At 37.1% G+C, this 19,747-nt stretch carries 21 protein-coding genes; 15 read left to right on the top strand and 6 right to left on the bottom strand.

Annotated features, from left to right (window positions below):
* Positions 1-7: 7 nt before the first annotated feature.
* The gene (locus ACXAE4_RS22675) at positions 8-601 is read right to left on the bottom strand and encodes a YdbC family protein (RefSeq protein ID WP_013055735.1); all 594 of its coding nucleotides are present in this window, start codon (positions 599-601) and stop codon (positions 8-10) included.
* Between the two features lie 136 nt (positions 602-737).
* Between ACXAE4_RS22675 and ACXAE4_RS22670 the strand changes: the two genes are divergently transcribed.
* Positions 738-2,669 carry a hypothetical protein gene (locus ACXAE4_RS22670; RefSeq protein WP_154989481.1) on the top strand — a complete coding sequence of 644 codons (1,932 nt, stop codon included), beginning with the start codon at positions 738-740 and terminating at the stop codon, positions 2,667-2,669.
* A gap of 58 nt (positions 2,670-2,727) precedes the next feature.
* Here the strand turns inward: ACXAE4_RS22670 and ACXAE4_RS22665 are convergent, their stop codons facing one another.
* On the bottom strand, positions 2,728-3,777 hold the full coding sequence (locus ACXAE4_RS22665; RefSeq protein ID WP_154989479.1) for a L,D-transpeptidase family protein: 1,050 nt from the start codon (positions 3,775-3,777) through the stop codon (positions 2,728-2,730).
* Between the two features lie 565 nt (positions 3,778-4,342).
* Complete coding sequence (locus ACXAE4_RS22660) at positions 4,343-5,017, bottom strand: class I SAM-dependent methyltransferase (protein ID WP_154989476.1); 675 nt, start codon at positions 5,015-5,017, stop codon at positions 4,343-4,345.
* A gap of 131 nt (positions 5,018-5,148) precedes the next feature.
* Here ACXAE4_RS22660 and ACXAE4_RS22655 point away from each other — a divergent pair, with 131 nt between their 5' ends.
* Positions 5,149-6,018 (top strand): LysR family transcriptional regulator, encoded by an 870-nt coding sequence (locus ACXAE4_RS22655; RefSeq protein WP_154989474.1) that lies wholly within the window; start codon positions 5,149-5,151, stop codon positions 6,016-6,018.
* Positions 6,019-6,050: 32 nt separating this feature from the next.
* Positions 6,051-6,404: a DUF4181 domain-containing protein gene (locus ACXAE4_RS22650; protein ID WP_289578738.1), complete on the top strand. Its 354-nt coding sequence runs from the start codon at positions 6,051-6,053 to the stop codon at positions 6,402-6,404.
* 37 nt (positions 6,405-6,441) lie between these two features.
* On the opposite strand, the gene ACXAE4_RS22645 is transcribed toward ACXAE4_RS22650, so the two are convergent.
* From ACXAE4_RS22645 to ACXAE4_RS22635, 3 genes are all read right to left on the bottom strand, one after another.
* Positions 6,442-7,374 (bottom strand): aldo/keto reductase, encoded by a 933-nt coding sequence (locus ACXAE4_RS22645; protein WP_028412263.1) that lies wholly within the window; start codon positions 7,372-7,374, stop codon positions 6,442-6,444.
* A gap of 184 nt (positions 7,375-7,558) precedes the next feature.
* Entirely contained in the window at positions 7,559-8,281 is a 723-nt protein-coding gene (locus ACXAE4_RS22640; RefSeq protein ID WP_230683440.1) for a suppressor of fused domain protein, read from the bottom strand.
* Positions 8,282-8,420: 139 nt separating this feature from the next.
* Entirely contained in the window at positions 8,421-9,131 is a 711-nt protein-coding gene (locus ACXAE4_RS22635) for a M50 family metallopeptidase (protein WP_088048726.1), read from the bottom strand.
* A 203-nt stretch (positions 9,132-9,334) separates the two neighbouring features.
* On the opposite strand from ACXAE4_RS22635, the gene ACXAE4_RS22630 reads away from it, so the two are divergent.
* The 12 genes from ACXAE4_RS22630 to ACXAE4_RS22575 all read left to right on the top strand — a co-directional run bounded on the left by ACXAE4_RS22630 (position 9,335) and on the right by ACXAE4_RS22575 (position 19,707).
* On the top strand, positions 9,335-10,534 hold the full coding sequence (locus tag ACXAE4_RS22630) for an amidase (protein ID WP_098999742.1): 1,200 nt from the start codon (positions 9,335-9,337) through the stop codon (positions 10,532-10,534).
* A complete protein-coding gene (locus ACXAE4_RS22625) occupies positions 10,531-11,415 on the top strand; it encodes a fumarylacetoacetate hydrolase family protein (RefSeq protein ID WP_028412267.1) in 885 nt (294 codons plus the stop codon). Before ACXAE4_RS22630 ends, ACXAE4_RS22625 begins: the two co-directional genes overlap by 4 nt.
* 197 nt (positions 11,416-11,612) lie before the next feature.
* Positions 11,613-12,593 (top strand): UDP-glucose 4-epimerase GalE, encoded by a 981-nt coding sequence (gene galE / locus ACXAE4_RS22620; protein WP_205663897.1) that lies wholly within the window; start codon positions 11,613-11,615, stop codon positions 12,591-12,593.
* A gap of 230 nt (positions 12,594-12,823) precedes the next feature.
* A complete protein-coding gene (locus tag ACXAE4_RS22615; protein ID WP_013055747.1) occupies positions 12,824-13,006 on the top strand; it encodes a DUF3973 domain-containing protein in 183 nt (60 codons plus the stop codon).
* A 200-nt stretch (positions 13,007-13,206) separates the two neighbouring features.
* The gene (locus tag ACXAE4_RS22610; protein ID WP_228307520.1) at positions 13,207-13,584 is read left to right on the top strand and encodes a PepSY domain-containing protein; all 378 of its coding nucleotides are present in this window, start codon (positions 13,207-13,209) and stop codon (positions 13,582-13,584) included.
* Between the two features lie 270 nt (positions 13,585-13,854).
* Positions 13,855-14,544 carry a hypothetical protein gene (locus tag ACXAE4_RS22605; RefSeq protein WP_098999739.1) on the top strand — a complete coding sequence of 230 codons (690 nt, stop codon included), beginning with the start codon at positions 13,855-13,857 and terminating at the stop codon, positions 14,542-14,544.
* Complete coding sequence (locus ACXAE4_RS22600; RefSeq protein ID WP_289578739.1) at positions 14,537-16,138, top strand: DUF6792 domain-containing protein; 1,602 nt, start codon at positions 14,537-14,539, stop codon at positions 16,136-16,138. The genes ACXAE4_RS22605 and ACXAE4_RS22600 overlap by 8 nt, the downstream gene beginning before the upstream one ends.
* Positions 16,139-16,501, top strand: a complete 363-nt coding sequence (locus ACXAE4_RS22595; RefSeq protein ID WP_289578740.1) for a hypothetical protein — start codon at positions 16,139-16,141, stop codon at positions 16,499-16,501. It abuts the gene before it with no gap.
* Positions 16,502-16,607: 106 nt separating this feature from the next.
* Positions 16,608-17,114 carry a hypothetical protein gene (locus ACXAE4_RS22590; RefSeq protein WP_353479627.1) on the top strand — a complete coding sequence of 169 codons (507 nt, stop codon included), beginning with the start codon at positions 16,608-16,610 and terminating at the stop codon, positions 17,112-17,114.
* Between the two features lie 189 nt (positions 17,115-17,303).
* Positions 17,304-17,990 carry a hypothetical protein gene (locus ACXAE4_RS22585; protein WP_289578741.1) on the top strand — a complete coding sequence of 229 codons (687 nt, stop codon included), beginning with the start codon at positions 17,304-17,306 and terminating at the stop codon, positions 17,988-17,990.
* Positions 17,991-18,241: 251 nt separating this feature from the next.
* Positions 18,242-18,919, top strand: coding sequence for a hypothetical protein (locus ACXAE4_RS22580; RefSeq protein ID WP_289578742.1), 678 nt, complete (start codon positions 18,242-18,244; stop codon positions 18,917-18,919).
* A 110-nt stretch (positions 18,920-19,029) separates the two neighbouring features.
* The gene (locus ACXAE4_RS22575; RefSeq protein WP_098999731.1) at positions 19,030-19,707 is read left to right on the top strand and encodes a hypothetical protein; all 678 of its coding nucleotides are present in this window, start codon (positions 19,030-19,032) and stop codon (positions 19,705-19,707) included.
* Positions 19,708-19,747 lie beyond the last annotated feature (40 nt).

Genomic DNA, 19,747 nt, shown 5'->3' with positions numbered 1-19,747 from the left:
CTATTTTTTAATTGGAAAGAACGTTCCAATTTTTCTCTAATTGGTATATGTATTGAGACGCGTTCAGTACATTTGGATGAACGAAGGTATCAATTGTTTTTTGTGGACAAGCAGATCCGTATAATGAAAAAATGACAAGCTTGCTATGCTCGATTGGTGATACAACGTGAGATAAACAGCGATAAGAAGGATTTATCAAGCTTTTTACCATCTCATGAATATCTTCTTTGTCGTAAAAATCGACTTCAATTTCCGTCTTTACTAAATAACGGCTTTCAATGGCGCTGCTTCTATAATAATTGTAGCGTGCTCCGATGAAGTAGGACGGATCTGATGTTGAAACGTCCAAATTCGTATATGTTTGATCCTGCTTGCTTTTATAAAAAATAGAATCATGAGTATGCTTCATGAATTCTTGATAAGTTGTTCCATCTTCCCACAGAGCTAGAATACAAGCATCTGTTTCATCTTCCACGTTCCAACCCCCTAATTGGCCAATGAAACCATTCACGTGTGCAAGAGCAGCCCAATGCTGTTGCGTATATGAAAAAGATGCTTTTTTATCAGTCGGTATGCTGCATTTCACAATTTTTGTCAACATTCTCCCATCACCTCAATTAATTACTTCGATAAATGCAGGAAAAATCCTTCTAAAAAGAGGAAAATGATAGACATATCCCCCCTTTAAAATCCATACATTTCAAATAGGACAATGTTAGGGAAAGAAGGGGAAATGAATGAAAGTTTTTCGTGCAAAAGCCTGTCAGTCTCCTACGCGAAAAGGCTGGTCAATTATGTTTCAGCATCCGTTTAAAAAAGATGAAAGAGGAAGATCGCACCCGTTTGTTAAACGGTTTATGTATACAGAGCAACACGATGAAATTGACATGTTGGTTGAAGAGATGAATGAACTGCTGAGAGTCCAGGATTTTTGGACAAGTACTGCAAAAGGAAGAGCAAAAGCAAGGTATGATGAACGAGTAGTGAATGCTTTTTATAACGATATTGAAAAAAAGACAAGCGAACAAATTGACAGCGAGTATGAGTACATTCATGTAATAGGAGAACAAGGAAGCGGCAAAACATCTTTAATCCGCCAGCTTCTTGGTATAAAAAAGGAGTGCGGCTTTCTAGGAATAGGCAGTAAAGGAGCTTATTCTGCTACGTATAAGGTGAAGGATTCTCAACACTATGAAGCTGCCGTCTCTTTTTTTACGCGAAGTGAAGTGCAAAGGCAATTGGAGAAAATCCTACTAAGAAGCGCTGAAGTGTATGCTGAAGGAGGCACGGATTATGACTTGGTCTTTGAATTATTACACGGAGATTCCTCTTTTAATCTGCGCGCTCTTTTGGGAGATATCCCATACAAAGCCCGTTATTTTAATGATGATGTTCCTTTAAGAATGAGCGACGAAAATAGTTCATTCAAACAATTTGTAGATGCAATTAAACGAGAAAGTGGAATAGTAAAAGACGCTGTTGATCAAGAAGGAAGAGATTTTGCAGAGGTATGGCATAAGCGGCTTGAATGTAGGAAGATCACTGAGCAAATGCTTCTGGCAATTGAATCTCGGTTGAGAGAATACAAGGAAGGAACGTGGAAAATAGGAGAAGACGACTGGCCAATATCCTGCCGTCTCACAGCAAAAGAGCTGTCTTTCTTTGATCCGCTAACAAATGAAGAAGAAGAAAATAACGGACGCCTTATTTATCCATTGTTTCGTAGAATTGAAGTTTTCGGCCCTTTTTCTTTTAAAAAAGGGGTAGCGATTTGCGAGCATCCATCTGTTGAATATACGGGCACCATCCACGATTCTTTTAAACAAGCAGCTTCTATTTTATACGTACATCATGGGCTTAAAGAATTAGATATTCAATTTCTTCAGCAGCTCATCGTACATGGGCACGGTGCTAAGGTAAACGTTTGTGTTACACACGGAGATTTGCTTACCTCTCCAAGCTGCCGTACGGGTTATGCTAAAAAACATGCCATGGCTAAAATTATAGATGGTGCGCTTAAAAGCGTTTCACCTCTTATGAGAAAGCAGCTTCATTACTATTTAACAGTAGGGAATACGTCTATTTTAGAATGTGTACACGAAGAATCCGAAGAGAGTCACTTTCTGTATAAAGACTTAAAGACAGCTTTAGTATCAGAAACGAGAAAAAAGCAGCAAGAGCTGCATCCTATTTATTTAAACTTGACTGTCTCGCAGGCTTTTTATGAAGCAATGGAGTCGCTGAACATTCCTTATATGGACAGAGAAACGTGTTTAAACATTTCCTTAGGAGAGAATGAAGGACCGGTACCAGCTATTGCGTCCGCCGTTATTTCATCTGTGTATGAGCATTTTTTAAGTCAGCCGTCCGGATGGTCAAGTACTTATCATTCGGTCACCGACCGACAGCAGGTTATTCAAGAGTTGGCAGGTGAGTTCGCAACCGTCGTTTATTCCTATTTTAACGAACAGCTGCTTAAAAATCCCCGTAAGGACTGGCTAGCTCTTTATAAAGAAAAAGAAGACGATCAGCCTTATAAATATAGCAGGGTAATAGAAAGTGTAATTCCTGCCAAAAACGATATCTATCAGCAGCAAATTCTTATGAGAACCGTTTATCAATTGATTAAGTATGTGGTAGAAAAGAAAGACGGGGTAATGGTTCATTAAGGAGTCCCTGTAAAAAGAGGTTTATAAATAAAAAAACAGAGCCTGATTTCAGGCTCTATTAGCGTTTAGAAATAGCAGTTAACGTATTAGGTCCGGCAATGCCGTCCACTGCTAGCTTATTGTCTTTTTGAAACTTACGCACAGCAGCTTCAGTATTGGCGCCGAAAATACCGTCCGTGCCTTTTGTATCATAGCCAAGCGCCGTTAATTTCTTTTGAAGAGCTTGAACATTGCTGCCTTTGCTTCCTTTTTTAAGCGTTTGTTTTGTGTTAATTGTTGTATCTGCTGGTGGATTTGTCGGATTTGTTGGATTTGTTGGTGTCGGGTTGGTTCCAGGGTTTCCTAAAGCTTTATACGTCGCTGGCCCGACAATACCGTCAGCCGTTAAGCCGTGGTCTTTTTGGAACTTACGCACAGCTGAATCTGTATTGGCACCGAACACACCGTCCGTACCTTTTGTGTTATAGCCAAGTGAAGTTAGCTTCTTCTGAAGTTCCTTAACTGCATTTCCTTTACTGCCTTTCTTTAAAACAGTTCCTGTAGAAGGAGCTGGAGTAGAACCTGAGTTTCCAGAAACGTTGTACCCGTTTGCTGCTGCAATGTCATTAAATGATTTAGAAGAAGTTGTAATCACAACCGGTGTACCGACGGTCACTTTACTAAATAACCATGCCACTTCTTCATCGTACATACGAACGCATCCGCTGCTTACATATTTGCCAATGGAAGCAGGATTATTATTTCCATGAATAGCATACGTTGTGCCGTATGTACCTCTTGCATTTAGACCCAGCCAGCGGTTGCCAAGAGGATTTCTAGGGTCTCCACCAGGAATGTTCCCTGAGTAATAAGGGCGATTGACAATTTTATTCACTACTTTGAAATGCCCTTCTGGTGTAAGAGACTGCGTGCGTCCTGTTGCGACTGAAAACGTTCGGACAAGTGAACCATTTTGGTAATAAGCCAGTTTATTTGTTGCTTTGTTAATGATAATTAAATGAGATGGTGTTGAAGCAGCTTCTGTTTTTGGAACGCCTACAAATAAGCAGGCTAGAGCTAGAATAGCCGCTATGAGTACGATTGTTGTTCGTGATATTCTATTTGCCATGTGCTGCGCCTCCTTAGGCTGCATTAATGAAAAACGTATGGTGCGGCAGTGCTATAAATTCTTCACTAATAAAATAAAAGACGAATAGCTGCATTTTCTATACCTGTATGTACGCGCTTAATAAGGAAATCATTAAGTAGAAAGACTTTACTAGCGGGAATTTATAATAATAAGAATAACTGAGTTTTTCTTGATGCTTTGTACAACTTTAAGAATATAAGTTTACTAATCTAGCGGATTTATATTTACATAAGCAGCACATCCTTTCCAGTTCTTCATTTTCGTGTAAAGAAATGAAAGCGCTATATGGATTGTTTTGTAATCATATTGTAACATAGTTGTATTTTTTATACCATAAAAAGACATAAAATAGTATAAAAATACTTTATATGGGTTTTATGTACAAAAAATTTAAAAGTTCAGGAGAACGAAGCTATTATTAGATATACGAAACTGGAAAAGAAGTATGCGTGGTTTTGTGGAAATAGATAAATATTCTCATTCGAATATAGGGAGGGACAGAGTAAAAAAACTACTTGCAAAGAGACAAGTAGTTTTTAAACCGTTATTTTTGAGCATACATTACAACAAAATTAAAAAATTTATAGATGCAATCCACTGTGCTGAACCCGCTTGCTGTTAACCAATTTAACTGATCATGTAAAGTTGCCATTTTATCTAACTTCGTACGTTCATGAGCAGCCTCAATTTGCTCATGAGTTAATCCGCTTGAGGCAATTCTTTCACTCCAGTCTTTTTTATATAACTCTTCAATAATAGAAGAATGGCCTAATACTTGATCGGCATTAATAAATATTCCTCCTGTATGCAGCAAATTATAAATTTGCCCATACAGCTTTTGCTTTTGTTCGTCTTCTAAATGATGAATAGCAAGTGAAGAAATCACAATGTCGAATGAATGCTCAAATTCGTAGCTTGTTATATCTGATACAAGAAATTCCATATGCTGTTCGTTTTTAAAGCGCTCCTTAGCTTTTTCAAGCATTTGATCTGACACGTCAATCAACGTGAAATGAGCATTTGGGTATTTTTCTTTTACAAAAGAAGAAAACAATCCTGTACCTGCTCCGATATCAAGTACGCGAAGCGGCTTGTTTGAAAAGTGAAGAAGAGAAACGGGAATGGAATAAAAATCAAAAAAACAAGGAATAAGTTTGCGGCGCTGCTCGTCATACTGAGAAGCATGGGCATTAAATTTTTCTTTAACGTTATTTTTCATTTTTACAGCTCCTTTATTTGGTAATATTGAGATACATATATCGTATAGAAGTTTGGTAGAAAAGAAAATAAACAAAAATAGGCAGTATTGATTCCAGTTTGTTATGAATAGAAAGAGATGGAGAGAAGAAAATGGAGATCAAATGGTTAAAAACATTCATCATAGCGGCTTCTTATGAAAATTTCAGGCAAGCGTCTGAAGATTTATTTTTAACACAGCCTGCTGTATCAAAGCATATTCAGCGACTGCAGCAAGAGCTAGGTGCTGAGCTTTTTGAAAAAAAAGGTAAATATATCACGCTGACTGAGGCAGGACGCTTTTTTTTGCCTCATGCACAAAAAATGGTGAGGGCATATGAAGAAGGAGTAGGAAATTTTGAGTTATGGAAGCAAGGATATAACCGAAAACTGACTATATCCGCTGCTCCTCAAATAGCAGCATCTGTTTTGCCGAGTCTAATCAAACAATTTGTAGAGAGATATCCCCATATTGAAGTCACGGTTAATATCACAAATTCGTTTCAAGTGGGAAAAGACATCAGCGACAGAAGGTCAGATATTGGATTAACAAGGATGCTTCCGGGTCAGGCAGACGTTTTTTATGAGTTAATACATAAAGAAAAAGCAGTCTTAGTTGCCCCGTTTTCTGCAGAGGCACGTACGGAACAGGAGCTGTTATCTTCCTACCGGCTGCTTACGAATAATCATCCTGTTTATTGGGAAGATTTACTCCTTCAAATCAAGGCTTGTTATCCTCGCATTCAGCTGCTTCCTGTGACGCAAGTAGAAATTACAAAGCGCTTTATTGAAGAAGGTTTAGGCGTATCTTATTTGCCATTTTCTATGGTGAAAAAGGAAGTTGAAAATCAAACGTTAAGCGTCATTTCACAGCAGAAAATTATCCGACCTTCTTCACATACATATATCGTAACAAAAGGTGAAACGGAAGAAACAAAGCAGTTTAAGCACTTTGTAGCTGAGACCTTAACAGAAACGAGTTGAAATGATACCATAAAAAGGAAGGGGGGATGGCAATGTATATATTAATAATACTTGTAGCAGCAGCGGTCTTAGCAGACGTTATCTTGAGAAAAGTCCTTGATATCCCTCGCAGCAAATTTTGGGGAAAATATGAGTATGAAAGTCTAGCTTTAGGCCGATGGGATAAATATGTGACGATAGCTTTTGTTCTTTGTCTGTTACTTGATATGATCTTTATGTTTGTAGAGCCTTATATCGTATCTTTCCTATTTTTAGTCGTGAATATTTTGTTAAAAAGTATAGATGAATGGAAATACAAACAAGAAACGAAAGAGTACGTAACAAGCTTTGTACAGATTGGATTCTTCTTTACAGCTTTTGTTCTATTAGTCAGCGGAATTGTATAGAAAAAAGAGCTTTACCTATGGCAAAGCTCTTTTTGTATTATTTAAAAATATGATCAATGTCTTTAATTTCAGAAGAAGTGAGCTGAACATCTAATGTTTTTAAGTTATCAAGTACTTGATCAGCGCGTTTTGCTCCTGGAATTAATACATCAATTGAATCGCGCGTTAAGTACCAAGCCAGAACAAGATGAGCTACTTCTACGCCTTTTGCGCTAGAGATTTGACGAAGACGCTCTACTTTTTCTAGATTTTGCTGAAATGCTTCGCCGATAAAATGAGGCATATCTTCGCGCAGGTCATTAAACTTTGTATTTTTATCATATTTCCCAGCAAGTAAACCAGCAGCTAGCGGAAAGTATGGAATAAATGAAATGCGGTTTGCAGCAGTATAAGGTAAAATATCGCTTTCTGCTTCTCGCTGAATTAAGTTATATTGGCCTTGGACCACGTCTACATAACCATCTTTATTTGCTTCTTTTAACTGATCTAACGAGAAGTTTGATACGCCAATAGAACGGATCTTTCCTTCATCTTTTAATTCTTTTAACGCACCGACCGCTTCGTCTTTAGGTGTGTTTTTATCTGGAAAGTGAATATAATATAAATCGATATAATCTGTTTGAAGGCGTTTTAAGCTATCTTCAACCGACTGTTTTAAAAATGCAGGAGAATTGTCTAGCAGTACTTCATCTCCAACAATTTTATGTGCTCCTTTTGTAGCGATCACCGCTTCTTCACGATTTCCGCGTTCTTTTAGCACTTCGCCAATTAATTCTTCAGAACGTTTAGGACCATAAATGAACGCTGTATCAAGTAGGTTTATGCCATTATCTAGCGCCTTATGAACAAGGTCTTTGCCGACTTCTTCGTTTAGGTTAGGATATAAGTTATGTCCTCCTACAGCGTTTGTTCCAAGTCCAATAGGATTAACATATAATTCGGATTTTCCAATCTGCACTTTTTCTGCCATGTCTAACGTCCATCTCCTTTTTTATATCTTCTTTTTTACTATAGCAAAATATACCACGAATCAAAAATAGTACGCTCATATGAAAAGCAGCTTTAAAAAAGTATGTGAACTTGAGTTACACGTAAATAAGGAGTATATTCTATATGGCTCTATTTCAATAGCAGAAATAAAAAAAGAACCTCTTTTAAATAAGAGACTCTCTTTTAGTCATGGTAATATGATAACTTTTTGACAGCTGAAATGTTTCAGCGAGCTGCCTGCGTCCTTGCGCTCCTTGTTCGCGCACATAGTCTAATTCGTTTGGTGTAAGAAGCTTCATGCTAATCAGTTTAATAGATTCGTAAGGCAAAGAGAGGCTAGCTGAAACAGAAGGAGACTGAACTCCTAGCAATACACCAATATCTCCATTTTTATTTACAAAATGAGGCGGTACGTCCAAATCCGTAAATTCAATTGAAAGAACATCATGTTTCATGAATAGTTCTAGCATATTAGGGTGAGCGGCAGCATTTTGACTCATTTGATAAAGAAGGTCAAATGCCCAGTGATCCTGGATATCCGATAAAGGTCCGCGAAGAGATTCATCATCGCATTCGATATAGAATTCTAATCCCTTTCCTTGTCTTTGGCTCTTTTCTTCAGGTAGTTGAAACGGATCGGACAAGCCGTCGCTTGCTAAAATAACCGTCTCTGTTTTTTGAACACGAATAAAAGTTTGACGTCCAGACGGCCAAGCAGGACCGCCAAAAAACATGGGATTTAACAAATGAGTTAATACGTCTCCGTCTACATGTCCAATTGTGTTCCAGTAGTCTTTTCTTTTTGAGATTGATTCCTCAAGAACACGCTCTACTTCTTTTTCCTGCTTCTTTTGCTTCCACTTTAAAAATAATGACAAGTATCCCACACCTCTTTACGACTTCATAGTACCCAATATATACCTCATTTAGGGAACTCGTAAACCATTATTTAGTGTATAAAAGTAAATTATTCCTTTAAATTATAAAATTCCCAAAGTTTTCTCGGGGGATTACAGAATTTTGTCTTTAATAAATCAGGTGAAAAATCAAATAAGCCACATAAACGGCCTGTGCGAAAAATAAAAAGCCCCAAAAGCGTGCTGAAAGATGGGTAAGCTGCTTTAAACTTGTAGCGTCACCCGCATCGTTTGGGTATTTGATGCTTAACACAAAAATAATAAAGGCGGAAAATAGAGATTCTACAAGTAACAGTGCACCAACAAACATCATGCTGTAACGCATAAGCTGTGGGTCTTGTAAATAATAAATACCACCGAGGATCAAACCGATAGAAAAAAGCCAAACAATTCCGTATCCGTTACGTACCCAAAGCAGTAAATTAATAACAACAACACTTCCTAACCCGTAAAAAAGCCAGTCGTAGTGATGGTGAATGAGCAGGTAGAAAAACAAATAAGCCATTGCTGAGCTGAACGGGTAGCCGGCTAAGGCAATAATGACGCGCGGCAGCCATCCACGGGATCCCGCGTAGGTGGCAGTCACAGCTACACCTTCATTATTGGTGTAAAGCTCAATGCGATTGACGCCTTTTCCGACAATAAGCCCCATTAACGCATGGCCATCTTCATGAAACATCGTATTTAAATTTGAAAAATAACGTCCAATATGCCGAAGCAGCTGATTAATGCTAGGAGCAAATGAACCTATAAATGGAATGCCTCTTGTTAGCACAAAAGCTAATAAAATAAATAAGAAAAGCGTAGTAGATTGTTCCATCGCGATAGTCCTTTTCGTAAAATGATATGTTTCTACTTTACTCGCAAACGTGCTAAAAGGGAAATGAAACGGCTAGTTTCTCTAGGAAAAGAGAAGTTGGGAGACTTACATAATATTAGTGTAAACAGACCTGACACATTCATTGACCAACTTATTCCAAATTTTATATTCTAAACAGATATAAGAAATGAGGAGATGGTTGAATGAAAGATACGTGGAACGCATTTGTAGACAGTGATCTTTACGTACCTCCAACGGGAACGGGGATGTTAAATAACTTGAGTTTTGCGTTAAAAGACGTATTTGATGTACAAGGACATATATCAAGTGCAGGAAATCCGGATTGGCTCGCTACGCATCAGCCTGCAAGCGAACATGCAGATGTAGTAGCTGCTCTTTTAAAAGAAGGAGCTGCACTGAAGGGAGTTACGCACACGGACGAGCTTATGTACGGACTAAATGGAGAAAACGCGCATTATGGAACACCGGTAAACCCAAAAGGCGCAGATCGAATTCCGGGAGGTTCTTCGAGCGGATCAGCGGTTGCTGTCGCAGCGGGAATAACTGATTTTGCGATTGGAACAGATACGGGAGGATCGGTTCGAATTCCGTCAAGCTACTGCGGTATTTTTGGGTATCGTCCTTCTCACGGACGCATTTCTACAAACGGTCTAATTCCACTTGCTCCAAGCTTTGATACAGTTGGTGTAATGGCTAGAGACGGCCACACTCTGCAAAAAGTAGGAGCGGTTTTATTGAACTCAACGTCGCGTGCTAGCGGTTTTACAAGACTTTATGTAGCAACAGACGTTATGGAACTTGTGGATGAACAAAGCATGCAAGCTCTTGCACCACCTATTAAGCACGCAATGAAGTCTTTTTCTACTACAGAAGAAATAGTAATTGCCCCCCAGGGTTTTTCTACATATATGGAAACTTTTCGTTTGCTGCAAGGAAAAGAAATTTGGCAAACGCACGGAGAATGGATTCAAAAAGAAAACCCAACGTTTGGAGACGATATCGGAAGCCGCTTTCAATGGGCGAGCACTCTTACCTTATTAAATATGAATTATATAGAAGAAAAGCGTCGTGAACTTCGCTATTTTATGTACTCACAGCTTGGAGAAGACGGAATATTAGTGCTTCCTACAGCTCCAGGACCCGCGCCTGTAAAAGATGCAAAAGGACCGGAGTTAGAAGACAGAAGATTGCGAACACTTCAAATGACGTGTATTGCCGGACTAAGCGGACTTCCGCAAGTTACGATACCTGCAGGAGAACTAGACGGTTTGCCAATCGGCTTATCTTTTATTGCAGGATACAACCAAGATGAAAAATTATTAAATTGGGTAAAAGAAAACAGCGATCATATCATTCAAGCATCGGTAAGGAGCGTATCATGAAGTTAGTAAATATAATAGAGCAAGGGAAAGAACAAGCAGCTATTTTAGACAATGACAGCATTCTGCTTATAGAAGATATTAATGCTAAATATTTAACAAACTGGTCTACAACAATTTGGGATCTTATTCAATATAAAGAACTTCGCCACCTTGAAACATGGTACGCCCATAATAAATTTGGTATGAACAGCTCTTTTCCCGCACTGCACTTGCAGGGCAGAAAAACAGCTCCTATCATTAGTAATCCGTCAAAATTGTTAGGCATTGGATTTAATTATGCAGCTTCTGAAGAAAAACTAAAAGACTACGACCGTGCCATTGATCCAGTTAGTTTTTTAAAACCCGCAACCGCCATTATTGGACCAGATGACAGCATTCGTATTCCAAAGCAGTCCTACAAAACAACGGCTGAAGCGGAACTAGCGGTGGTAATCGGCGAAACGTGTAAGGATATAGAGCCAGATGAAGCCATGAACGTAATTGCTGGCTATACGTCAGCCATTGACGTAACCGCAGCTGATATTCATGCGGCGAATCATCGCTACTTAATGCGAGCAAAAAGCTTTGATACATTTTGCAGTATAGGCTCAGAGTTTATCACAAAAGAAAGCATATCAAACGTGAAATCACTTCAAGTGCGCACATTGCTAAACGGAGACATGCAGCATGAAAATACCGTGTCTAATATGATTTACGACATCGCATACTGTGTTTCATTTTTCTCAAAAGTCATGACGCTGCATCCAGGTGACATCATCCTCACCGGAACGCCGGGACCGGCTGTTATTGAAGACGGGGACTGTATTGAATGTCATATTGAAGGGATGCTTCCATTAAAAAATAAAGTAAAAGATATGAAGAAAGTGCCTCAGCAAATCTAAGAAAAAAACCCGTTGCCTACACGCACGGGTTTTTGAGCAGAAACGAATATCTTCACACTCAGTTCACAATTAGTAGATATACTAATTAAAAGAGACAGCTGCGTTATCATATACTGAAAAATGAAATATTTACAAATGGAAAAGAAACGGGTACGATATCTGTAGCGACACTTAATAAAAAGGAGCTGACTGACAGTATGATTTTAGTCATCGGAGGAGCAGGCTATATCGGAAGCCACCTAGTAAAAGAATTAGTGAAAACAAATGAAGTTGTGGTACTTGATAATCTATCAACGGGTCATCGCTGGGCAATCGATGAGAAAGCGGTATTCGTAGAAGGAAATCTAGGTAATGAGGAAGATTTAGAAAGCGTATTCACAAATCATAAAATTGATGCTGTCATGCATTTTGCTGCTAATAGTTTAGTAGGGGAGTCAGTAACAGATCCTCTTAAATATTATCAAAACAACGTAGCTGCGACGTTAACCCTTTTACAAACAATGATGAAGCACAATGTGAAAAAGTTTATTTTTTCATCTACTGCTGCTACATATGGGATTCCTTCTGTAGATATCATCACAGAAGATACGGCAACAAACCCAATTAATCCGTACGGACGTTCAAAGTTAATGATCGAACAGATTTTAGCTGACTTTGCAAGTGCTTACGACATGGAATATGTTGTGCTTCGTTACTTCAACGCAGCGGGTGCTTACGAAACAGCAGAAATTGGCGAGTGCCATGATCCTGAAACTCACTTAATTCCAATCATTCTTCAGCACCTGCTCGGTGAACGTGAAAACATCTCTGTATTCGGCTCAGACTACGATACTGAAGACGGAACATGCATCCGCGATTACATTCACGTAACAGACCTAGCAAATGCTCACATTTCAGCGCTTCAGGCACTGTTAGACGGCACGAAGAAAACAGCAACGTACAATCTTGGAAACGGCCTTGGCTACTCTGTAAAAGAAGTGATCGAAACGTGTGAAAAAGTAACGGGTAAAAAAGCGAATGTTGTAATGGCAGACCGCCGCGCTGGAGATCCGGCACGCTTGGTCGCATCTTCTGATAAAATTCATGCAGAATTAGGCTGGAAAGCGCAAATTTCATTAGAAAAAATCATCGCATCAGCTTGGAAATGGCATCAAAACAGCGCAAAAGTAACAAATTAATAAAAAGTGCCTCTTTTTTCTTTAAAAGAGGCTTTTTTATTACGATTAAACTGATTTATGTTCTAAATAATCATTTTTAAAATCCAGTGTTTTAGCCCACGAACAAGCCTTCTTCTTTTCGGACATTTTCGCTAAACAAGCACGACTTTTATTCTTTTCCATATGCTATAGGTAAATATACCACTCACAACTATCTCCGTTTATAAAATAGTCCGCAAGGAGGTTATGATATGTATTACTGTGTAAGATGCTCCAAATTTCATGACGAACAGGAAAAAGAAAACATCTTTCAAAATGGTTTTTACATTGATCCCTATTTGCTTCAAAAAGTCCATCTAGGCATGTGCGTCCACAAATCCCCGTCAATCAAACAAATGAGAGCCGTAGAACGATTCGAAACGAAAAAAATGTAGAATTCACATTCACCAATAAGAAGCTAGATTTAACCAGGTCTAGTTTTTTCAGTAAATAACAGCTTTCTTCAGCTATCTTTCATGTAATATTAAGAGAAATTTAAGACAAGCCCGCTATACTAGTTAGTAGACGTATACATATGGTACGTTAAGAAATTGAAACAGCAGTCCGTTTTATAAACTAGAAAGGATGGCGTCAAATGATTTCTGAAAAACAATCACTTTTGTTGAAAGAACAAGCAAAGCTTCTCGCATTAAAAGAATATAAAGGCATTGTCAAATCCATATCGCTGAGTAAAATACTCACTCTTCCTATTTATACAGTAGACATCCTTACGTTAAACGGAGAAGAGCATAAAGTAAAAATTAACGCCCAAACCGGGAGTGTTTTGAAAGAAAAAACGATTCCTTTAACTAAAAGCCGTGCAAAAGCATACGCGTTAAGACAGCATAAAGGTATTATCGAATCGATTGTTCTCACTAACAAGCAATATGAAATTGTGATTCTTGGACTTGATGGGAAAACCCACAGCGTGAAAATTGACGCTGAAATTGATGTGCTGGCACAAGGAGAGTGAAACATTCAGTAAACGTCCTATATTATGTAATCAACCTCACTTTGTTGAAAGTGGGGTTTTCTTTATTGAGAGAAATCATTAATAAAGGTAACAATGATAAAAAAAGAAGTGATTATTTTTTTAATAGAAAGGGTAAGTGATAGTAAAAAATAACCACTTCCTAATTATGGTTCTTTAATTCGTTCTGCTTATGACTCTCCCATTATAAGTATGATAGTATCGAACATGTATAAAACATAGGTTATAACATAACTAAAAGGGTGTGCGACAATGAAAAAACGTACGAAGACCATTATTGCAGTCATTGCAGGAGCTGCTATTTTAATAGGAGGAATATGGATGATAAACGAAAGCCGATACCCAAACGTCCCTGCTTTTGATGATCACTTTACGCGTGAATTCTTAAACAAAGATAAAAAAGTGGATGACGGGTTTTATGAGTTTAAGTCGAAGACAGGGCAGTATACGATGTGGTTTCCGGAGGAGTATCAGCTTATAAAGGAGAACGAGGAAGATTATGTAATAAATGATAATTCTTATGAAAGGTGGATAGCGAAAGATGTTAATGACAAAGCTGGAGATACTGGGGGAGATTATATCGAAGTAACATTTTCAAATGCAAGAAAGGCTGAAAATGAATCATTTACTGTAGAAAATATGTTTAAAGAACAGCTAAATACCACTAAACCTAATAATTTTGAAACTGCTAGTACCAGGATCTACTATGATGCAGCTTATACATACTTTAAAGGAACACAAGAAGTAGTAAAGCATAACAGCAAAGAACATGCTCCAAACACATATATAGCATATATAGTTGATAAAAAATCCAATAATGCAATCGAATTATGGTTTGATAAAAGTAAAGGGGGCCAAAAAAATAATAAAGTAACAGAAAAAAAATGGTTGCTAACAATATTAAAAAATATCAGATTCCGTGAGGGCAATGAAAATGAGTAAAAAACCCGTGTTGGACAATAATTTAAGAAATAAGATTACTCAACTTGAGTATACGGGGTTAGCCGGTAAGGAAAAAGAAATTAAGGAAATATACAAGGAAACTACAGGGAAAGAACCTCCAAATTTTGAGATTTATAGTAGTAAAGAAATGGGTATTGGAGAAAATTCAGGGTTCGATGGTGCCGCTGTCCACTTTTATGACAAAAAAAATCACATTAACGAAGTATATTATATCTTTAGAGGAACGGAACCCTCTAAAGATTTTGGAGATGTCGTGTATGACGCATTAGGAATTGGAAGCGGAGAGAGAAATAATCAAGTTCAAGATGCAAAAGTTATGTATGAGGAAGTTGAGAAAAAAATTAAAAGCTCAAATTCAAAAATAAAAAGGTATGGGGATGGTCATTCTTTAGGGGGACATCTGATAGTGACCCTTGGACTTATAACTAAGAATTTTGTAAACATAAGAGGCTTAAATGATGCTCCAGTTAATGTCAAGCAGTTGCAAAGGTTAGATAGGAAGTTTGCGAATTATGTAGAACAACAAACTGGTAAAAGAAATGGAGTGTCTTCAAAAAAATTAGTAGTTTTAGCCAACTCCTATTATAAAAAGCAGAAAGCTACCATCAGTCATACCTGGGTAAAAGGTGAACCTATGCATGCGCAATCTTTCCCTGGCAGTTGGTATGCAGGTAATAAAGTAACCATGCTTGGAAATATGAATACAGAAGAAATGATTAATATTGGAGAATACCCTCTGAAAAGGTTAGCCAAATGGAACTTGTTTTTAAAACTTGACGAAGTCAGATATAACTCTGGAGTATCCAATATAATTGGAGGATTATCTTTGGCAAACGCCCATGTAGACGACAGTGTTCTTCTCAATATTCCATCATATGTTGATGATGTTAAGGAAAAGCCGCTTAAGCATCTTCCTGGGATTGTGCTAGGAACAGAAGGCGCATTTTTCTTGACGAAACAGGCGATAAAAAGTCCTGGAGTTTTAGTGCAAGGGATTAAAGGAATATCTCAAAGAGATCAAGCAAAACTGCACGGAATTAATTACGTTGTCAAATACACAGAAGCTAATGCTATGAAGACATATTATCAGGTTTTTGATTCAGGATCTCAGGAAGAAATCTTGCTAGATTATGAACAAATGAAGAAGTTTGTTTATTACTGTGCTAATGCCATCAAAGACAAAGAAGCAAACTTAAATGCACTAAAGCAGTATTTACATAGTGAAATTAATGAAGTCTTCGAAGCTAAGAAGAAAAAGTTAAAAATGAAAATATCCAGAGAAGAAGCTTCTCCCCAGTCATTTATGGAAAAGGCAGATAAAGACGGCGCTACCCTCGCATGGTTTGGACAAAAGCGTGTGGCTGAAAAAGTGACGTTTGACAAAACGTTTGATCAGCTAGACGATAGTGTATTTACTCCTGTTGAAGAGATCATTTCTTCTATTCAAGAGGAAGTTACATACTATCAAAAGTTTCTTGAAGCGTTCTTTCAAAATTTCGAGAAGATGATGGAAGCAGACGAATCGGTAGCTTCAGATATTAAAAGCATGAAAGAAGTAGTAGGGGGGATTTAATTGTTTGATTTTGATTTTACACACACAGGAACAACGAGCGGTAAATACACGTTTGAATTTGATGGTGATGACTTCAAAGGCAAGCAGGCAAAAAGGATTAAAGAGTTAATCAAAAAGGATCAAGAAGTAAATGAAAAGCTTTGGCATGCTAAAAGCTATTTAGAAAACCAAACGGGTGAGTTTGCGGATGCGGTTAAAAGTAAATTAGAAGCAGCTGAGCGGGGATATACGCTAAGGGCTCAGCAGTATGATACTGGAGCATTTCAGCATATTATGAGTTTTATGCATTCTGTTAAAGATATGCATAAGAGAGAGTACGAACTTCGATATAAAGAATCAATGGATGAAAGTGAATTAACATAAGGGATACTGCTATTCCTCAGACAGTGGTCTGAGGGATTTTTATATGTTGAACAATTTACATTAAGTCCCGTTTATTTCAAAAGAGTAATAAAGGGAGTGTAGGACAATGAAAAAACGTACGAAGACCCTTCCCGCAATCATTACAGGAGTCGCTATTTTAATAGGAGGAATATGGCTGATAAACGAAAGCCGCTACCCAAACGTCCCTGCTTTTGATGATCACTTTACGCGTAAATTCTTAAGCAAAGATAAAAAAGTGGACGATGGGTTTTATGAGTTTAAGTCAAAGACAGGGCAGTATACGATGTGGTTTCCCGAGGAGTATCAGCTGTTGCATGAAAATAATCAACAGTATGTAAGAGACGGTAATTTCTACGAAAGATGGAGAGCTTCATCTATTAAAAAGTATAAAGGTGAAAACCAAATAAACAATATACAAGCTACATTTTCAGAAGCAAGAAAACAAGAAAACGAAGAATTTAGTGCAGAAAGTTTATTAAGGAGACGCTTCAATGTCAGTAAACTGGAAAAGCTAGAAACAGATGAAGTTCGAATCTACTATCAATCAGCTTATATCTACTTTAGAGGGGGCAGAAAAATACGTTATAAATGATAAAAATAAGCATGCCCCTAATACATATGTGGCATATGTAGCTGATAAAAACTCTAAAAAAGTTATTCAGCTGTCTTTTAATAGTATTGGTGGGCGTTCAGATAACTCTGAGCCTATAAAAGAAGAGTGGTTTATAAAACTTTGTAAAAGTATCAATTTTAATAAGCCAAACAACGGAGATGTAAGAGGATGAAAAAACATACGAAGACTATTATTCTAGTCATTGTAGGAGCCGCTATTTTAATAGGCGGCATATGGGGCGTAAACGAAAGCCGTTATCCCAACGCCCCAGCTTTTGATGACCATTTTACACGTAAGTTCTTAAACAAAGATAAAAAAGCGGATGATGAGTTTTATGAATTTAAGTCGAAGACAGGTCAGTATACGATGTGGTTTCCCGAGGAGTATCAAATGCTACATGATGCTTCAGAGTATTACTCTGTAAATGGAAAATCATATGAAAATTGGTCTGCTTCATATAGGGAGATGGCTGGAAAAAACAAGTCAATATACTATATAAAAGCTGAATTTTTAAAGAATGATAAGAAATTTGAGCCTATTTATGTGAAGGAATTGTTCCAAGAGCAATTAAAAGATAGTAATACTAAAGAAATAGAAACTTCACGTACTCGCATATATTATGACTATGCTTATGCATATTTCAAGGGAACTGAAAGGCATGTAGTACATAACAGTAAAGTTCATTTACCTAATACCTATACAGCTTATGTGGTAGATAAAAATTCTAATAAGGTTATAGAATTTTCATACGACAGTATAGGCGAAGATACAGAAACTAGCCAAGAAAAAAGGAAGTTATGGTTTTTGACAATATTAAAAAGTATTAATTTTAGCGAGGGTAAAAGTCGTGAGTGAAAACCTTTATTAAGTAACGATATAAAAAATGAAATAACTCTGCTTGAGTACAGTGGATTATAGGGATGAAAGTGAATGAATATAAAAAGTACTGCTATTGCTCAGACAATGATTTGAGCAATTTTTATATGTTTAATAACTACAAATAGATAAGTAAGCAGTATGTAGCATACATAGCAATAGATTTAAATAAAACTATTCAAATTACATTAAATGTGGTTTATTTCAACCAATGAAGGGAGTGTGTAACCATGAAAAAATGTACCAAGGCCATTATTGCAGTTATTGCAGGAGCCGCTATTTTAATAGGAGTCATATGGCTGATAAACGAAAGCCGCTACCCAAACGCCCCAGCTTTTGATGACCACTTTACACGTAAGTTCTTGAACAAAGATAAAAAAGTGGACGATGGTTTTTATGAGTTTAAGTCAAAGACCGGGCAGTATACGATGTGGTTTCCAGAGGAGTATCAAGTTTTACATAAATATCGCGAAGATTACACTAGAAATGGCGAATCATATGAAAATTGGTCAGCCTCTTATATTAAACCCTACGAAAATGATCAACAAACGTACGCTATCAAGGCTGAATTTTCCGAGAACGACATGAAATCAGAATTAATTTATGTAGAGAGTTTATTTAAAGAACAATTAGACAGTAAAAAAACTAAACAGTTAGAAACCTCTCATACAAGAATTTATTATGATTATGCCTATACATATTTTCGTGGTACTAACCAACATATAGTACATGACAGTAAAGAAAATCCGCCCAACCTTTATGTAGCATATGTAGCAGATAAAAGCTCTGATAAGGTAATCAAATTAATATATGATAGTGTAGGGGAAAATACAGAAACAAATAAAATGGATAGAAAGAAATGGTTTTTAAAAATGTTGCAAAGTATTAAATTTGTTAAGGGAAATTAATTATAAGCAAAAGCTTTTTTTAGCATAAGGGCAACAAATCAAAATGCTAAAGACTATTCAATATATAAGGATTAAAGTTTGTTCCAAACGATAAAGTAGAGGGGACGCCGATGAAAAAACGTTCGAAAGTTATCATGATAGTTATCACAGGAGCCGCTATTTTAATAGGAGCCATATGGCTGATAAACGAAAGCAGCTACCCAAACGTCCAAGCTTTTGATGACCACTTTACACGTAAGTTCTTAAACAAAGATGAAAAAGCGGATGATGGGTTTTATGAGTTTAAGTCAAAGACCGGGCAGTATACGATGTGGTTTCCAGAGGAGTATCAAGTTTTACATAAAAATAGAGAGGATTATGCTATCAATAATGATTCTTACGAGAGCTGGTGGGCTGTCTACAATGAAGAAGTTGAAGGTAAAACACAAGCGAATTATATAAAAACTGAGTTTTTAACCAGTAATCCTGCAGATGAGAGTATTCACGTTGAGGCTTTATTTAAAAGAAGATTTGGATTAAGTGTTCCTAATAAGATTGAAAACTCACAGACGAGGATTTACTACCAATCAGCTTATATTTATTTCAAAGGAACAGAAAAGCGTGTAATAGTAGATAAGAAGAAACATATTCCTAATACATACTTGGCATATGTAGCAGATAAGCATTCTAATAAAATAGTACAGATTTCCTTCGATAGCAGCGATAAATATAAAAGCGGTGATGAAGACAAAAGACAAGAATGGTTTTTAAAAATGCTGAAAAATATTCGTTTTAATGAGGGGAAATAGTAGAGAATTTATAGAGAAGAAGAGGTAACAAGTTAGATGA

This window comes from Priestia sp. ABM2_011, assembly GCF_056158845.1.
This window is presented reverse-complemented; position numbering and strand designations above follow the sequence as displayed.

Excerpts from the sequence above, each read along its gene's own strand:
- ACXAE4_RS22575 (WP_098999731.1), top strand. The coding sequence starts at position 19,030 with ATGAAAAAACGTTCGAAAGTTATCATGATAGTTATCACAGGAGCCGCT.
- galE (WP_205663897.1), top strand. The coding sequence starts at position 11,613 with ATGATTTTAGTCATCGGAGGAGCAGGCTATATCGGAAGCCACCTAGTA.
- ACXAE4_RS22635 (WP_088048726.1), bottom strand. The coding sequence starts at position 9,131 with ATGGAACAATCTACTACGCTTTTCTTATTTATTTTATTAGCTTTTGTG.
- ACXAE4_RS22600 (WP_289578739.1), top strand. The coding sequence starts at position 14,537 with ATGAGTAAAAAACCCGTGTTGGACAATAATTTAAGAAATAAGATTACT.
- ACXAE4_RS22605 (WP_098999739.1), top strand. The coding sequence starts at position 13,855 with ATGAAAAAACGTACGAAGACCATTATTGCAGTCATTGCAGGAGCTGCT.
- ACXAE4_RS22645 (WP_028412263.1), bottom strand. The coding sequence starts at position 7,374 with ATGGCAGAAAAAGTGCAGATTGGAAAATCCGAATTATATGTTAATCCT.
- ACXAE4_RS22670 (WP_154989481.1), top strand. The coding sequence starts at position 738 with ATGAAAGTTTTTCGTGCAAAAGCCTGTCAGTCTCCTACGCGAAAAGGC.
- ACXAE4_RS22630 (WP_098999742.1), top strand. The coding sequence starts at position 9,335 with ATGAAAGATACGTGGAACGCATTTGTAGACAGTGATCTTTACGTACCT.
- ACXAE4_RS22610 (WP_228307520.1), top strand. The coding sequence starts at position 13,207 with ATGATTTCTGAAAAACAATCACTTTTGTTGAAAGAACAAGCAAAGCTT.
- ACXAE4_RS22655 (WP_154989474.1), top strand. The coding sequence starts at position 5,149 with ATGGAGATCAAATGGTTAAAAACATTCATCATAGCGGCTTCTTATGAA.
- ACXAE4_RS22625 (WP_028412267.1), top strand. The coding sequence starts at position 10,531 with ATGAAGTTAGTAAATATAATAGAGCAAGGGAAAGAACAAGCAGCTATT.
- ACXAE4_RS22660 (WP_154989476.1), bottom strand. The coding sequence starts at position 5,017 with ATGAAAAATAACGTTAAAGAAAAATTTAATGCCCATGCTTCTCAGTAT.
- ACXAE4_RS22665 (WP_154989479.1), bottom strand. The coding sequence starts at position 3,777 with ATGGCAAATAGAATATCACGAACAACAATCGTACTCATAGCGGCTATT.
- ACXAE4_RS22585 (WP_289578741.1), top strand. The coding sequence starts at position 17,304 with ATGAAAAAACATACGAAGACTATTATTCTAGTCATTGTAGGAGCCGCT.
- ACXAE4_RS22590 (WP_353479627.1), top strand. The coding sequence starts at position 16,608 with ATGAAAAAACGTACGAAGACCCTTCCCGCAATCATTACAGGAGTCGCT.
- ACXAE4_RS22675 (WP_013055735.1), bottom strand. The coding sequence starts at position 601 with ATGTTGACAAAAATTGTGAAATGCAGCATACCGACTGATAAAAAAGCA.
- ACXAE4_RS22580 (WP_289578742.1), top strand. The coding sequence starts at position 18,242 with ATGAAAAAATGTACCAAGGCCATTATTGCAGTTATTGCAGGAGCCGCT.
- ACXAE4_RS22650 (WP_289578738.1), top strand. The coding sequence starts at position 6,051 with ATGTATATATTAATAATACTTGTAGCAGCAGCGGTCTTAGCAGACGTT.
- ACXAE4_RS22615 (WP_013055747.1), top strand. The coding sequence starts at position 12,824 with ATGTATTACTGTGTAAGATGCTCCAAATTTCATGACGAACAGGAAAAA.